We start from the raw sequence: 13,970 nt of genomic DNA, 5'->3' as shown, positions 1-13,970 counted from the left end.
CGTTTCCCCTCCCGTACGAAGGACACCCGACATGCCCCGATCACGCCGCCCGCTCCGCATCGCCTCCCTCGCCGCGGCCCTGGGCGCCCTGCTGGCGGTGACGGCGTGCGGCCAGGGCAGCGGCTCCGGCGACGGGGGCGACGGCGGCAAGACGATACGCATCGCCTACCAGGCGTTCCCCAGCGGCGACCTGATCGTCAGGGAGAAGGGCTGGCTGGAGAAGGCGCTCCCCGGCTACCGGGTCAAGTGGACCAAGTTCGACTCCGGGGCCAGCATCAACACCGCGTTCGTCGCGGGGGCCGTGGACCTCGCCGCGATCGGCTCCAGCCCGGTGGCCCGGGGGCTCTCCGCGCCGCTGAACATCCCGTACGAGGTCACCTGGGTGCTCGACGTCGCCGGGGACAACGAGGCGCTGGTCGCCCGTAACGGCTCCCAGGTCTCCTCGGTGAAGGACCTGGAGGGCAAGAAGGTCGCCACCCCGTTCAGCTCCACCTCCCACTACAGCCTGCTCGCCGCGCTCGACCGGGCCGGGGTGGACGCCTCGAAGGTCCAGCTCCTGGACCTCGAACCCCAGGACATCCTGGCCGCCTGGACGCGTGGCGACATCGACGCCACGTACGTCTGGCTGCCGACACTGGAGGAGCTGAAGAAGTCCGGCAAGGTCATCGTCTCCAGCCGCGAACTCGCGGCGGGCGGCAAGCCGACGCTGGACCTCGGCGTCGCCTCCACCAGCTTCCTCAAGGCCCACCCCGACGTCCTGCCCGCCTGGCGCGAGGCGCAGGCCCGGGCGCTCGACCTGATCCACGACGACCCCGACGCCGCCTCGGCGGCCGTGGGCAGGCAGCTCGGCATCAGCCCGGCCGAGGCGGGTTCCCAGCTGAAGCAGGGCATCTTCCTCAAGCCGGCCGAGCAGGCCGACGCCAAGTGGCTCGGCACCCCCGGCAAGGCCGGCGGCCTGGCGGACAACCTGCACAGTGCCGCGCAATTCCTCGTCGACCAGAAGCAGATCGACTCCGCGCCGGACATCGAGGCCCTGCGCGGGGCCATCCACGTGGAAGGGCTCAGCGATGCCGTCAGCCCCTGACACCGAGAAGACCCCGGCCCCGGAGGCCCACGAAGCCGGGCCCGTCGTCTCCGTACGGGACGTCCGGCACTCCTACGGCCGGGGCCCGGACGCGGTGACCGCCCTCGGCCCGCTCTCCCTGGGCATCCCGGCCGGCGCGTTCCTGGTCCTCGTGGGCCCCTCCGGCTGCGGCAAGAGCACCCTGCTGCGGCTGATCGCGGGCTTCGAGCACGCCACCGAGGGCACGGTGGAGGTCTTCGGCGAGCGGCCCGACCCCGGCGGCCGGGCGGGCATCGTCTTCCAGCAGCCGCGCCTCTTCCCCTGGCGCACGGTCGGCGACAACATCGGCCTGGCGCTGAGGTACGCGGGCGTGCCCCGGGCCGAACGGGCGGAGCGGATAGCGGAGTTGCTGGAGCGCGTCGGCCTCGCGGACACCGCGGGCCGCCGCATCTGGCAGATCTCCGGCGGCCAGCAGCAGCGCGTCGCCATCGCCCGCGCCCTGGCGGGCGGCAAGCGGCTCCTGCTGCTGGACGAGCCGTTCGCCGCGCTCGACGCCCTGACCCGGGAACGGCTCCAGGAGGACCTGCGCACGGTGAGCGCCGAGACCGGGACCACCTGCGTCTTCGTCACCCACAGCGTGGACGAGGCGGTCTTCCTCGGCACCCGCGCGATCGTCCTCACCGACCGTCCCGGAACGGTCGCCCTGGACCTTCCGATCGACCTGCCGCGCACCGGCGCCGACCCCGACGAACTGCGCGGGCTGCCCGCGTACGCCGCCCTGCGCGCCGAGATCGGCACAGCGGTGCGCAACGCGGCCCGCTGACCCGACCCCGTACACCGAGAGGAGAAGGACCATGACCATCACACCCCTCGCCCCCGTCCTGCGCGAGCACCGCGTCCCCGCCGACGGCCTGTACGAGGGCCCGCGCGAGCTGCGCCGGGTCCCGGAGGGCTGGACCGACCGCCCGTACGCGTGCTTCCGCCTGGTGCCGCTCGGGCGGGTCATCGGCGCGGAGATCCACGGCGTCGACCTGGCCCGGCCGCTCGATCCGGCCGTGCGCGCCGAGCTGGACCGGGCGCTGCTGGAGTGGAAGGTGCTGTTCTTCCGCGACCAGCACCTCACCTCCCGCGCGCAGCGGGCCTTCGCCGGGCTGTGGGGCGAGCTGGAGACCAACCCGCTGCTCGCCACCGGCGACGACCCCGAGGTCGCCCGTCTCGACCGCACCGCCGTCCCCACCTTCGAGAACATCTGGCACGCGGACGTCACCTTCCGCGAGCGCCCCGCCCTCGGCGCGGTCCTCCAGCTCCGCGAGGTCCCGCCGGTGGGCGGCGACACGCTGTGGGCGGACATGGCCGCCGCGTACGACAACCTCCCCCAGGAGGTGAAGGAGCGCATCGAGGGGGCTCGGGCGGTGCACGACTTCGTCCCCGGCTTCTCGCGCTTCTACCCGCCGGAGCGGCTGGCGGCGCACCAGGAGGAGTTCCCGCCGGTCGAGCATCCGGTGGTGCGCCGGCACCCGGTCACCGGCCGCCGGACGATCTTCGTCAACGCCTCGTTCACCACCCGGATCGTGGGCTTCGGGCAGGAGGAGAGCGACCGGCTGCTGAGGCTGCTGTTCCAGCAGGCGCACGCCCCGGAGTTCCAGGTGCGGTTCGGCTGGCGCGCGGGCGACGTCGCGTTCTGGGACAACCGGGCCACCCAGCACTACGCGGTCAACGACTACGCCCCGCACCGCCGGGTCGCGGAGCGCGTGGCCATCGCGGGCGACCGCCCTCACTGATCCCGGTGGCGCGGCTGCTTGAATGGAAGGGTGACCCGAGCCTCCCTGGAAAAGCAGCCGCACGAAGTCGCCTCGATGTTCGACGGCGTGGCGGCCAACTACGACCTGACCAACGACGTGATCTCGCTCGGCCAGGCCCGGCTGTGGCGCAGGGCGGTCGCCCGGGCGGTCGACGCCCGCCCCGCGCAGAAGATCCTCGACCTGGCGGCCGGTACGGCGACCTCCTCGCAGCCCTTCGTGAAGGCGGGCGCCTACGTCGTACCGTGCGACTTCTCGCTCGGCATGCTCAAGGTCGGCAAGGAGCGCCACCCGTGGATGCCGTTCACGGCGGGCGACGGGATGAAGCTGCCGTTCAAGGACGGGACGTTCGACACCGTCACGATCTCCTTCGGGCTGCGCAACATCCAGGACACCGAGGTCGCGCTGCGCGAGCTGTACCGGGTGACGAAGCCCGGCGGCCGCGTCGTGATCTGCGAGTTCTCCCAGCCGACCTGGACCCCGTTCCGCACGGTCTACACGGAGTACCTGATGCGGGCGATCCCGCCGGCCGCCCGCGCCGTGTCCTCCAACCCGGACGCGTACGTCTACCTCGCCGAGTCCATCCGCGACTGGCCCGACCAGCCCGCCCTCGCCGCACTGCTCCAGAAGGCCGGCTGGTCGAAGGTCGCCTGGCGCAACCTGACCGGCGGCGTGGTGGCCCTGCACCGGGCCACCCGCGCCTAGGGCCTGTCGTTCGGATCGTGCCGGGCTCGCGGGGCCCGGCACGCGCATCTGCCGCGTTGTCGTCGGTCGCCCATGCTCCGCAGTGACTCCCTCCTCCGCCTTGCAGCCGCACGCACCGGACCCCACTCCCTGATCCGGCCTGATCCAAACGAAAGACCCTAGGGCCTGTCGTTCGGATCAGGCCGGGCTCACAGCTCCAGCCGGAAGCAGACGGCCTCCTGGCCGCGCGGGGTGTCGTACGACTCGGCCCGCCGCATCCCGAGCCGTTCCGCGACCGCCATCGACCGGGCGTTGCGCGAGTGGATCATCGCGACGACCTCCCCCACCCCCGCCGCCCGCAGCCGCTCCAGCGTCGTGCGGGCGGCGGCGGAGGCGTACCCCCGCCCCCACGCCGCACGGCCCAGCCGCCAGCCGATCTCGGTCGCGCCGACCGGCCCGTAATGCGTGTGCGGCCACGGCTGCGCCCCGGTGAAGCCGAGGACGGCGTCCTCCTCGTCCGTGACGGTCCACAGGCAGTAGCCCAGCTCCGCGTCGTGCCGCCGCTGGCGGGCGGTGAGCTCCTCGTACGCGGACAGCTCCGCGCTCCGCCCGCCGAAGAACTCCATCACCTGCGGGTCGTCGAAGACCCGATGCCAGGTCAGGGCGTCCTCGTCGGTTGGAACACGGAGGCGTACGGCGGGGGCCGAAGCATGGGTGGTGACAGGTGCTGTCGACATGAGGGAGCCCTTCGGAGGGTTGGTCTGCAGGCCCCCATAGACTGCACGGGACATGTGCCGCGCGGCACGCGAATTCGAGTCTTCGGGAGATCCGACCGTGACCGAGCCCCTCTCCGAGAACAGCGCGGACGTGATCGTCGTCGGAGCGGGCCCAGCCGGCTCCACGACCGCCTACTACCTCGCCAAGGCCGGACTCGACGTCCTGCTCCTGGAGAAGACCGCCTTCCCCCGCGAGAAGGTCTGCGGCGACGGGCTCACGCCCCGCGCCACGAAACAGCTCGTCTCCATGGGGATCGACATCTCCGAGGAGGCGGGCTGGCTGCGCAACAAGGGCCTGCGCATCATCGGCGGCGGCGTACGGCTCCAGCTGGACTGGCCCGACCTCGCCTCCTACCCGGATTACGGCCTGGTCCGCAAGCGCGACGACTTCGACGAGCAGCTGGCCCGGCAGGCGCAGAAGGCCGGCGCCCGGCTCCACGAGCGCTGCAACGTGGGCGCGCCCATCAGGGACGAGCGCACCGGCCGCATCACCGGCGTCGAGGCGAAGATCGGCGAGGAGAAGACCCCGGTCACCTTCCACGCCCCGCTCGTCGTCGCCGCCGACGGCAACTCCACCCGGCTCTCCCTGGCGATGGGCCTGCACCGCCGCGAGGACCGCCCCATGGGCGTCGCCGTGCGGACCTACTTCACCTCGCCCCGCCACGACGACGACTACCTGGAGTCCTGGCTGGAGCTGTGGGACAAGCGCGGCGCCCAGGACCGGCTGCTGCCCGGCTACGGCTGGATCTTCGGCATGGGCGACGGCACCTCCAACGTGGGCCTCGGCATCCTCAACTCCTCCTCCGCCTTCAAGGAGCTGGACTGGCGCGAGGTCCTCAAGGCATGGTGCGCCTCGATGCCGGAGGACTGGGGCTACACCCCGGACAACATGACGATGCCGATCCGCGGCGCGGCCCTCCCGATGGCCTTCAACCGCCAGCCGCACTACACCAAGGGCCTCCTCCTCGTCGGCGACGCGGGCGGCATGGTCAACCCGTTCAACGGCGAGGGCATCGCGTACGCCATGGAGTCGGGCCAGATCGCGGCCGACGTCATCGTCCAGGCCCACGCCCGTGCCACCCCCGCCCAGCGCGAACTGGCCCTGAACAACTACCCGAAGGTGCTCAAGGAGACCTACGGCGGCTACTACACGATGGGCCGCGCCTTCGTGAAGCTGATCGGCAACCCGAAGATCATGAAGATCGCCACCCAGCGCGGTCTGACCCACCCGCTGCTGATGAAGTTCACGCTCAAGATGCTGGCCAACCTGACCGACCCGCAGGGCGGCGACGCGATGGACCGCATCATCAACGGGCTCTCGAAGGTCGCGCCGAAGGCCTGAGACCGCTCAGGAAGGGTCCGCCGCACGCGTGCGTTCGTAGTGGCGGGCCACCCGGGCCCGGTTGCCGCAGGAGGGCTTGCACCACTCCTGCCGGCCGTGGCTCCTGATGAAGTACCGCACGCAGCGCGGCGCGTGGCAGGCCCGTAGCCGTTCGCGCTCCGGGCCGCTCAGGAAGTCGACGGCATCGCGCGCCAGCGCCGCGATCAGCCGTACGCCCGGATCGCTCTCGGCCGACAACAGGCGGGCCGCCGGGGCCCCTTCGTCCGGCCAGTGCAGCTGGGGGGCGACGGGCTCCCGGGCCGCGGCCTCGTTGAGGTGGGCCAGGGCCTCGCCGGCGGGCATCAGGCGGCGGGCGTCGGCCGGACTGGGCGGGGCCGGGCTGACCACCCGCGCGAACAGCGCCCGCACGGCTCGCCGTACACCGACGATCGCGGCCCGGAGCGCCTCGTCGACCACCGGGTCCCCGGTCGCGGCGCCCGGCAGACCGGGCTGCCGCTGGAGCCAGCGATGCGTTCCCCGGACCGTGTCCAGGTCGTCGAGTACCCCGCCGTCCCCGTCGTGACGGATGGTGCTCACCAGCTCCATCACGGGCCGCTGTGCCACTGCGTGCTCCCTCCGGCGCTTCTGAACGTCGCCGCCTCTTGAACGTCGCCGCCTCTTGAACGTCGCCACCTCTTGAACGTACGCGCCGCCCACTCTAGGGTCCTAACGGAAGAATGAAAATAAACGTTAGACGGGGGAGTGCTGCTCATGTTGTTCGCTCAGATCAGCGATCTGCACCTGGACGGCAGCGAACGCGCGACCCGGCGGGCCGCCCGCGTCATGGACCATCTGCGGGCCCTGCCGCGCTCGGTCGACGCGCTGCTGGTCACCGGGGACATCGCCGACCACGCGACCGACGCCGAGTACGAGGAGGCCGTACGCCTTCTGGACGCGCCGTTCCCCGTGCTCGCCTGTCCGGGCAACCACGACGCCCGCCCCGCCTACCGCAGGGCGTTCCTCGGGGAGGCCCCCGGCACCGCGCCCGTCAACCGGGTGCACCACATCGCCGGAACCGCCATCCTGATGTGCGACTCCACGATCCCCGGCCGCGATGAGGGCCGCCTCGACACGGGGACGCTCGCCTGGATCGACGCCACGCTCGCCGGGCTGCCCGACGGCGTCCCCGCGCTGATCGCCTTCCACCAGCCGCCCGTCGAACTCCACCACCCCCTGCCGGACGCCGGGATGCTCCAGGAGCCCGAGCGGCTCGCCGCCCTGCTCGCCGCCCACCCGCGGGTCGTCGCGGTCCTCACCGGACACGCCCACACCGCCGCCGCCTCGGTCTTCGGCGGCCGGCCCCTGATCGTCGGCCCCGCCGTCACCTGGACCCTGCGCCTGCCCTGGGAGGGGGACCGCCCGGCGGACCGGGACCAGCCGCCGGGCCTGGCGTTCCACGTCCTGGGCGAGGACCGGCGGCTGACCACGCACTTCCGCGTCGTCCCCTGAGCATCCCGAACAGCATCCCGAACCCGGCGCTCCGCTTGCCCCCGGCGTTAATCCTCATCCCCCCAGGTGATCGTGTGCGATGATTTGCGCGCCCCCGGTCGTCGGCAGTACCGGACCGGACGGCGCCCGCCCGCCCCCGCCCGCAGTGGCGGCACGCGGTGCGTGCCACTCCTCTTGACGCACGCTCACATCGAACGCAGGCCGGCGGGGTACGGACCAAGCCGATACAGCGCTGCTCGACCCCAAGGACAGACAGCCATGACCACCGCCTCCCTGCCCCAGCACCACGGGCTCTTCCTGGAGCCCCGCTTCGCCGTGGACCCGACCGCGACGGACGAGGACGAGGACTTCGACACCGCGTACGACGCGCTGCCCGCGCCCACCACCTCGGCCAAGGAGCCGGAGCGGACGACCCGCCGCCCGCGCCGCCGCTGATCCGGACGGCGGTCCCCTCCGGCCCGGAAAACCGCTGGAGGCCCCGCCGCCCGAGCGGTAGCCTCTCCTCCATGGCCAGCCCCGAGTCCGACAGACTCCGGCCACCGGTGCGCCGGTGGCCGTGTTCGTGCTGAGCGTCGCCGGCTGACCCACGGGTCACCGGCCCCCTTCACCACGGTTCCACGCCCCCTGCTCACCGCGGGTACGGGCCGTTCCCCTCGCGTACGCGCCGAAGCAACGCCGTACGCGGGTTTCGTGCCACCGGCCGATCGTCACCGCAGGGCACTTCTCCGTGCCACCGGCCGATCGCCGCCGGGCACTTCTCCGCACCGTCCCGCCGGACCACCGGCGGACGTCTCCGCGGCCCGTATCCCCGCACTCCGGTCTGTCTGTCCACCCGACGGTTCCGTCCAAGGGGCTACTCACCCATGCCATTCGCCGTTTACGTCCTGGGGCTCGCGGTCTTCGCCCAGGGCACCTCCGAGTTCATGCTGTCCGGGCTCGTCTCCGGTATCGCCGCCGACCTCGACGTCTCCCTCTCCGCCGCCGGCCTCCTCACCTCCGCCTTCGCCATCGGGATGGTCGTCGGCGCACCCCTGATGGCGCTCTCCAGTCGCGCGTGGCCCCGCCGGCGCGCCCTGCTCCTCTTCCTCGCGGTGTTCGTCGCCGTCCACGTCGTCGGCGCCCTCACCCCGAGCTACGAGGTGCTCCTGGTGACCCGCTTCGTCGGGGCGCTCGCCAACGCGGGCTTCTGGGCGGTCGCGCTGACCACGGCCATCGCGATGGTCCCGGACCAACTGAAGGGCCGGGCCACCGCCGTGGTGGTCGGCGGCGTGACCATCGCCTGCGTCGTGGGCGTACCGGCCGGCGCGGTGCTGGGGGAGCGGTGGGGGTGGCGATCGGCCTTCTGGGCGGTCGCGATCGTCTCGCTGCCCGCCTTCCTCGCGGTCCTGCGCTCCATCCCGGGCGGCCGGGGTACGGACCCGGGAGCCGCTCCCGTACCCGTGCGGGACGAACTGCGCGCGCTGACCGGCCCCGGGCTGCGGCCGGTGCTGCTCACGATGGCCCTGGTGCAGGGGGCGACCTTCTGCGCCTTCTCCTACCTGGAGCCGCTCCTCACCCGGGAGACGGGGCTGGGCGCGGGGTGGGTGCCGGTGTCCCTGGCGCTGTTCGGGGCGGGTTCCTTCGCCGGGGTCACGGTGGCGGGCCGGTTCGCCGACGCCCGCCCGGTCGCCGTCGTCGCCACGGGCATGACCGCCCTCACCCTCGGCTGGGCGGCCCTCGCCCTGACGGCGGGCCGCCCGGTGCTCGCCCTGGTGCTGATCCCGCTCCTCGGCATGCTCGCCTTCGGTACGGGCACCGCCCTGATCACCCGGGTCCTGGGCCTGGCCTCCGGGGCCCCGACGCTGGCCGGCGCCTTCTCGACGACCGCGTTCAACCTGGGGGCGGCGGTGGGCCCGTGGGCGGGCGGCCTGGCCCTGGACGCCGGGTTCGGCTACCGGGCCCCGGTCTGGGTGAGCGCCCTGCTGATGGTCCTGGCCCTGCTCGTCGCCGCGACGACGACGAAGGGCCGCCGCCCCCGAGCGGGGGAGCGGCGGCCCTCAGAGGCTGTCGGGTGACCCGACAGCCTCTCAGCCGTGCACCGGAGCGCCCACGGGCGCTTGTGAATCAGAGAACGCGGACCGCGCCGGTCGGCCGGTCGTAGTCCATGGAGCGCTGCACCGTGCCGGTGCTGGAGTTCTGCGCACCGACGAACTCGCCGCCGCCGATGTAGATCGCGACGTGGTACGCGCTGCCGGCGCCGCCCCAGTAAAGGATGTCGCCGGCCTGGAGGTTGTCCAGGGAGACCTGGGTGCCGAAGGTCGACTGGGACTGCGAGACGCGCGGCAGGTCGATGCCCGCCGTGCGGTACGCGGCCTGGACCAGACCCGAGCAGTCCCACGCGTTGGGGCCGGTGCCGCCGGACACGTACGCGTCGCCGACCTGCGCCTTGGCGAAGGCCACGATGGAGGCGGCGGAACCGCTCACGTTCGAGGAGGAGGGGGCGGAGGCGGAGCTGCCCGAGTCCGAGGAGCCGGACGAACCGGAGGAGGCGCTGAGCGTCGTGCGCTCGGAGGTCCGGGAGGCGCGCTCGGCGCGCTCCTCGGCCTCCGCCTCGGCCTTGGCCTTCGCGGCGGCTTCGGCCTTCTTCTTGGCCTCGGCCTTGCGGACGGCCTCGGCGTGCGCCTTCTTGGCCGTCTTCGCGGCCTTCTCGGCTGCTGCGTCCTCGTCGGCCTGCGTCTCCAGGTCGAGGGCGACCTGCTGCGTGGCCTGGGCGGAGGCGGCCACAGCGGTGGAGAAGCCGGACGTGATCGTGGGCATCTCGATGGTCTGGGTCACCGGCTCGGCCTGGGCCGGACCGGCGGCACCCGCGACCGCGATGGTGCTGAGGACGCCACCGGCAACTCCGGCTCGCAGTGCCGACTTCGAGGCGCGCTGACGGGGCTTCCGGTGGCTGGGTATGTGAGCGGTGTGGGACATGGGTACTAGCGCTATCAGGGCTGTAGGGGTCCCATCAAGAAACGTGTGTTGCGACACAGTTACGTTCGGAATCTGTGAATCCGCTTTCTGGGCGCCTTTATTGACGCCGTAACGGGCAAATCGGGCAGCGACTGTCAGGCCCGTGATCACTGCCTTTCGGTAATACGCCCGAATTGCCCGTCACTTACCATCCGTTCACACCGATGGCCAAGCCCGGCTTTCCGGGGCGTGGGGTCGAGTGGTGCAGGTCACAGCGTGCGTCCACCGGAACGGGCAACCCTCGCGGCCGCCATGCGCGTCGGCACCCCGCGGCGGTCCGTGATCATCCGCGGGCCCCCGTGGTCACTCCGCGGCCGCTCCGCGCCGACGGGGGCGGCGACTTCCACTCGCGCGCCGGGCCGGCGCGGGGTGGCCTCCGGGCGGGCGATCCGGAAGTTCGTGAATGCGTGCACATGTCCACATCGGTCCCCGCCGACCCCCGTGCGGGCGGTCATCGATCTCGGTCGGCGCCCTTATCACTCCGGGGCGTTCCACCGCCAATTTGCTTGTACGGGCCGTCGATTGATAGCGCGGCACGCCTTTGACCAGCGGTAACACCAGGGAATGTCACGTCTCGTGATCACTCGGCCGCTTCGCGTACGAAGATCACCGCTCATACGACTTCATGATCGTTCGTCAGGTGGTGGAGATCACAAAGCCGTTGTCGTACCCCGTGTCGCAGATCACAGGGGGCCGGGCATAGGATGCGGGGCAGTCGGGCTTGTGAACTGCCTCACATGTACACGATCTTGGTGAGGCGGCGAGCCGGTCGCCCGATGCGGTCCACAGGTCAAGGACGACTGGAAGGAGCGAGGAGCGTGAATGCCTACGCGCCCATCCTCGTGCTCGGCGCCCTCGGGGCAGGGTTTGCGATCTTCTCCGTGGTCATGGCCACGCTTATCGGCCCCAAGCGGTACAACCGGGCAAAGCTCGAAGCGTACGAGTGCGGTATCGAACCCACCCCGACTCCCGCCGGAGGCGGCCGCTTCCCGATCAAGTACTACCTGACGGCGATGCTTTTCATCGTCTTCGACATCGAGATCGTCTTCCTCTATCCCTGGGCGGTCTCCTTCGACGCCCTGGGGATCTTCGGGCTCGTGGAGATGCTGCTCTTCGTGCTCACCGTCTTCGTCGCCTATGCGTATGTATGGCGTCGCGGCGGCCTGGAATGGGACTGAGGGGCTGAGGGGCACACCATGGGACTCGAAGAGAAACTGCCGAGCGGCTTCGTTCTGACCACGGTCGAGCAGGCCGCCGGCTGGGTGCGGAAGTCGTCCGTCTTCCCGGCCACGTTCGGACTGGCCTGCTGCGCCATCGAGATGATGACGACCGGTGCGGGCCGGTACGACCTGGCCCGGTTCGGGATGGAGGTCTTCCGCGGATCGCCGCGACAGGCGGACCTGATGATCGTCGCGGGACGGGTGAGCCAGAAGATGGCGCCCGTCCTGCGGCAGGTCTACGACCAGATGCCGAATCCCAAGTGGGTCATCTCCATGGGGGTTTGTGCGTCATCGGGTGGAATGTTCAACAATTACGCCATTGTGCAGGGTGTTGATCATATTGTCCCGGTCGATATTTATTTGCCGGGTTGTCCGCCTCGCCCCGAGATGCTGCTGGACGCCATCCTCAAGCTCCACCAGAAGATCCAGACCTCCAAGCTCGGGGTCAACGCGGAGGAGGCCGCCCGCGAGGCGGAGGAAGCGGCCCTCAAGGCACTGCCCCTGATCGAGATGAAGGGGCTGCTGCGGTGACCGAGAACTCCGACGCGAACGGCGAGCAGAACGGCACCGCCGTACCCGCCCCGCGCGACACCGGCGGCGAGGTCATCCGCGTCCGCAAGGGCATGTTCGGCGCGAACAACGGCGGCGACACCTCCGGCTACGGCGGCCTCGTCCGCACCGTCACATTGCCGGGAGCCGCCTCCCGGCCGTACGGCGGCTGGTTCGACGAGGTGGCCGACGAGCTGGAGGGCGCCCTGGAGGAACAGGACCTGCTCCCCTCCAACGCCATCGAGAAGACGGTCGTCGACCGCGACGAGCTGACCTTCCACATCGCCCGCGAGCACCTGGTCCAGGTCGCCCGCACCCTGCGCGACGACCCCGCCCTGCGCTTCGAACTCTGTACGGGCGTGAGCGGCGTCCACTTCCCGGGCGACAAGGGCCGCGAGCTGCACGCCGTCTACCACCTGCGGTCCCTCACCCACGGCCGGGTGATCCGGCTGGAGGTGTCCGTCCCGGACAGCGACCCGCACATCCCGTCGCTCGTCGAGGTCTACCCGACCAACGACTGGCACGAGCGCGAGGCGTACGACTTCTTCGGGCTCATCTTCGACGGGCACCCGGCCCTGACCCGGATCATGATGCCGGACGACTGGCAGGGCTTCCCGCAGCGCAAGGACTACCCGCTCGGCGGCATCGCCGTCGAGTACAAGGGCGCCCAGATCCCGGCTCCGGACCAGCGGAGGTCGTACTCCTGATGACCACTCCCCACGCGACACCCCGTGCCACGACCGAGGGGACTGTATATACAGTCACCGGCGGCGACTGGGACGAGGTCGTCGAATCCGCGGTGAAGTCCGACGACGAGCGCATCATCGTCAACATGGGCCCCCAGCACCCGTCCACGCACGGCGTGCTGCGCCTCATCCTGGAGATCGACGGCGAGACCGTCACCGAGGCCCGCTGCGGCATCGGCTACCTCCACACCGGCATCGAGAAGAACCTCGAATTCCGCAACTGGACGCAGGGCACCACCTTCGTCACGCGGATGGACTACCTGACGCCGTTCTTCAACGAGACGGCGTACTGCCTGGGCGTCGAGAAGCTCCTCGGCATCGAGGACCAGATCCCCGACCGGGCCACCGTCCTGCGCGTGCTGCTGATGGAGCTCAACCGGCTCTCCTCGCACCTGGTGTGCATCGCCACCGGCGGCATGGAGCTCGGCGCGACCACGATCATGATCTACGGCTTCCGCGATCGTGAACTGGTTCTCGACCTCTTCGAGCTCTTCACCGGCCTGCGGATGAACCACGCGTTCGTCCGCCCCGGCGGCCTCGCCCAGGACCTGCCCCCGGGCGCGGTCGACCGGCTGCGCGAGTTCATCAAGACCATGAAGAAGAACCTGCCGGAGTACGACAAGCTCGCCACCGGCAACCCGATCTTCAAGGCCCGTATGCGGGACGTCGGCTACCTCGACCTCACCGGCTGCATGGCGCTCGGCGCCACCGGCCCGGTGCTGCGCTCCGCCGGACTCCCGCACGACCTGCGCAAGAGCGACCCGTACTGCGGCTACGAGACCTACGACTTCGAGGTCCCGACCGCCGACACCTGCGACTCCTACGGACGCTTCCTGATCCGCCTGGAGGAGATGCGCCAGTCGCTGCGCATCATCGAGCAGTGCATCGACCGCCTGGAGCCCGGGCCGGTCATGGTCGCCGACAAGAAGATCGCCTGGCCCGCCCAGCTCGCCCTCGGCCCGGACGGACTCGGCAACTCGCTCGACCACATCCGGAACATCATGGGCACCTCCATGGAAGCCCTGATCCACCACTTCAAGCTGGTGACCGAGGGCTTCCGGGTTCCGGCCGGTCAGGTGTACACCGCCGTCGAGTCCCCCAAGGGCGAACTCGGCGTGCACGTCGTCTCCGACGGCGGCACCCGCCCCTACCGGGTCCACTTCCGCGACCCGTCCTTCACCAACCTCCAGGCCATGGCGGCGATGTGCGAAGGCGGCCAGGTCGCCGACGTCATCGTCGCCGTCGCGTCCATCGACCCCGTGATGGGAGGCGTCGACCGGTGACCACATCACGCCAAGACGTCAGTCTG

15 protein-coding genes are annotated in these 13,970 nt (G+C 71.1%); 12 read left to right on the top strand and 3 right to left on the bottom strand.

Annotation, left to right across the window (positions count from 1 at the left end):
* Window positions 1-31: 31 nt before the first annotated feature.
* The 4 genes from HET64_RS15525 to HET64_RS15510 are packed head-to-tail and all read left to right on the top strand — an operon-like array spanning window position 32 to window position 3,567.
* Complete coding sequence (locus HET64_RS15525) at window positions 32-1,084, top strand: ABC transporter substrate-binding protein (protein ID WP_215105916.1); 1,053 nt, start codon at window positions 32-34, stop codon at window positions 1,082-1,084.
* Complete coding sequence (locus HET64_RS15520; protein ID WP_215105914.1) at window positions 1,068-1,886, top strand: ABC transporter ATP-binding protein; 819 nt, start codon at window positions 1,068-1,070, stop codon at window positions 1,884-1,886. Before HET64_RS15525 ends, HET64_RS15520 begins: the two co-directional genes overlap by 17 nt.
* Window positions 1,887-1,917: 31 nt before the next feature.
* Window positions 1,918-2,844, top strand: a complete 927-nt coding sequence (locus tag HET64_RS15515; protein ID WP_215105906.1) for a TauD/TfdA family dioxygenase — start codon at window positions 1,918-1,920, stop codon at window positions 2,842-2,844.
* A 30-nt stretch (window positions 2,845-2,874) separates the two neighbouring features.
* Window positions 2,875-3,567, top strand: coding sequence for a demethylmenaquinone methyltransferase (locus HET64_RS15510; protein ID WP_215105904.1), 693 nt, complete (start codon window positions 2,875-2,877; stop codon window positions 3,565-3,567).
* Window positions 3,568-3,755: 188 nt separating this feature from the next.
* On the opposite strand, the gene HET64_RS15505 is transcribed toward HET64_RS15510, so the two are convergent.
* Window positions 3,756-4,283, bottom strand: coding sequence for a GNAT family N-acetyltransferase (locus tag HET64_RS15505; RefSeq protein WP_215105902.1), 528 nt, complete (start codon window positions 4,281-4,283; stop codon window positions 3,756-3,758).
* Between the two features lie 97 nt (window positions 4,284-4,380).
* Between HET64_RS15505 and HET64_RS15500 the strand changes: the two genes are divergently transcribed.
* Window positions 4,381-5,664 carry a geranylgeranyl reductase family protein gene (locus tag HET64_RS15500; RefSeq protein ID WP_215105900.1) on the top strand — a complete coding sequence of 428 codons (1,284 nt, stop codon included), beginning with the start codon at window positions 4,381-4,383 and terminating at the stop codon, window positions 5,662-5,664.
* Window positions 5,665-5,670: 6 nt separating this feature from the next.
* Here HET64_RS15500 and HET64_RS15495 read toward each other — a convergent pair whose 3' ends face one another.
* Window positions 5,671-6,249, bottom strand: a complete 579-nt coding sequence (locus HET64_RS15495) for an ABATE domain-containing protein (protein WP_215105918.1) — start codon at window positions 6,247-6,249, stop codon at window positions 5,671-5,673.
* A gap of 165 nt (window positions 6,250-6,414) precedes the next feature.
* Between HET64_RS15495 and HET64_RS15490 the strand changes: the two genes are divergently transcribed.
* The 3 genes from HET64_RS15490 to HET64_RS15480 all read left to right on the top strand — a co-directional run bounded on the left by HET64_RS15490 (window position 6,415) and on the right by HET64_RS15480 (window position 9,206).
* Complete coding sequence (locus HET64_RS15490; RefSeq protein WP_215105898.1) at window positions 6,415-7,152, top strand: metallophosphoesterase; 738 nt, start codon at window positions 6,415-6,417, stop codon at window positions 7,150-7,152.
* 258 nt (window positions 7,153-7,410) lie between these two features.
* Window positions 7,411-7,587 (top strand): hypothetical protein, encoded by a 177-nt coding sequence (locus HET64_RS15485; protein ID WP_215105896.1) that lies wholly within the window; start codon window positions 7,411-7,413, stop codon window positions 7,585-7,587.
* A gap of 428 nt (window positions 7,588-8,015) precedes the next feature.
* A complete protein-coding gene (locus HET64_RS15480) occupies window positions 8,016-9,206 on the top strand; it encodes a Cmx/CmrA family chloramphenicol efflux MFS transporter (protein ID WP_215105894.1) in 1,191 nt (396 codons plus the stop codon).
* A 49-nt stretch (window positions 9,207-9,255) separates the two neighbouring features.
* On the opposite strand, the gene HET64_RS15475 is transcribed toward HET64_RS15480, so the two are convergent.
* Window positions 9,256-10,107 carry a C40 family peptidase gene (locus HET64_RS15475; RefSeq protein WP_215105892.1) on the bottom strand — a complete coding sequence of 284 codons (852 nt, stop codon included), beginning with the start codon at window positions 10,105-10,107 and terminating at the stop codon, window positions 9,256-9,258.
* An 857-nt stretch (window positions 10,108-10,964) separates the two neighbouring features.
* Between HET64_RS15475 and HET64_RS15470 the strand changes: the two genes are divergently transcribed.
* From HET64_RS15470 to HET64_RS15455, 4 genes are read left to right on the top strand one after another with little or no spacing between them, the layout of a single operon-like run.
* Complete coding sequence (locus HET64_RS15470) at window positions 10,965-11,324, top strand: NADH-quinone oxidoreductase subunit A (protein ID WP_003967084.1); 360 nt, start codon at window positions 10,965-10,967, stop codon at window positions 11,322-11,324.
* Window positions 11,325-11,342: 18 nt separating this feature from the next.
* Window positions 11,343-11,897 carry an NADH-quinone oxidoreductase subunit B family protein gene (locus HET64_RS15465; protein ID WP_003967083.1) on the top strand — a complete coding sequence of 185 codons (555 nt, stop codon included), beginning with the start codon at window positions 11,343-11,345 and terminating at the stop codon, window positions 11,895-11,897.
* Window positions 11,894-12,622, top strand: coding sequence for an NADH-quinone oxidoreductase subunit C (locus tag HET64_RS15460; RefSeq protein WP_215105890.1), 729 nt, complete (start codon window positions 11,894-11,896; stop codon window positions 12,620-12,622). Before HET64_RS15465 ends, HET64_RS15460 begins: the two co-directional genes overlap by 4 nt.
* A complete protein-coding gene (locus tag HET64_RS15455) occupies window positions 12,622-13,944 on the top strand; it encodes an NADH-quinone oxidoreductase subunit D (protein WP_215105888.1) in 1,323 nt (440 codons plus the stop codon). Before HET64_RS15460 ends, HET64_RS15455 begins: the two co-directional genes overlap by 1 nt.
* Window positions 13,945-13,970: the final 26 nt, after the last annotated feature.

Origin of the sequence: Streptomyces sp. McG3 (assembly GCF_018619185.1) — a bacterium.
In the GTDB taxonomy this organism is placed as follows: domain Bacteria; phylum Actinomycetota; class Actinomycetes; order Streptomycetales; family Streptomycetaceae; genus Streptomyces.
This window is presented reverse-complemented; position numbering and strand designations above follow the sequence as displayed.

Coding starts and splice junctions, on each gene's coding strand:
- HET64_RS15480 (WP_215105894.1), top strand. CDS start 8,016: ATGCCATTCGCCGTTTACGTCCTGGGGCTCGCGGTCTTCGCCCAGGGC.
- HET64_RS15515 (WP_215105906.1), top strand. CDS start 1,918: ATGACCATCACACCCCTCGCCCCCGTCCTGCGCGAGCACCGCGTCCCC.
- HET64_RS15490 (WP_215105898.1), top strand. CDS start 6,415: ATGTTGTTCGCTCAGATCAGCGATCTGCACCTGGACGGCAGCGAACGC.
- HET64_RS15485 (WP_215105896.1), top strand. CDS start 7,411: ATGACCACCGCCTCCCTGCCCCAGCACCACGGGCTCTTCCTGGAGCCC.
- HET64_RS15505 (WP_215105902.1), bottom strand. CDS start 4,283: ATGTCGACAGCACCTGTCACCACCCATGCTTCGGCCCCCGCCGTACGC.
- HET64_RS15525 (WP_215105916.1), top strand. CDS start 32: ATGCCCCGATCACGCCGCCCGCTCCGCATCGCCTCCCTCGCCGCGGCC.
- HET64_RS15475 (WP_215105892.1), bottom strand. CDS start 10,107: ATGTCCCACACCGCTCACATACCCAGCCACCGGAAGCCCCGTCAGCGC.
- HET64_RS15495 (WP_215105918.1), bottom strand. CDS start 6,249: ATGGAGCTGGTGAGCACCATCCGTCACGACGGGGACGGCGGGGTACTC.
- HET64_RS15455 (WP_215105888.1), top strand. CDS start 12,622: ATGACCACTCCCCACGCGACACCCCGTGCCACGACCGAGGGGACTGTA.
- HET64_RS15465 (WP_003967083.1), top strand. CDS start 11,343: ATGGGACTCGAAGAGAAACTGCCGAGCGGCTTCGTTCTGACCACGGTC.
- HET64_RS15520 (WP_215105914.1), top strand. CDS start 1,068: ATGCCGTCAGCCCCTGACACCGAGAAGACCCCGGCCCCGGAGGCCCAC.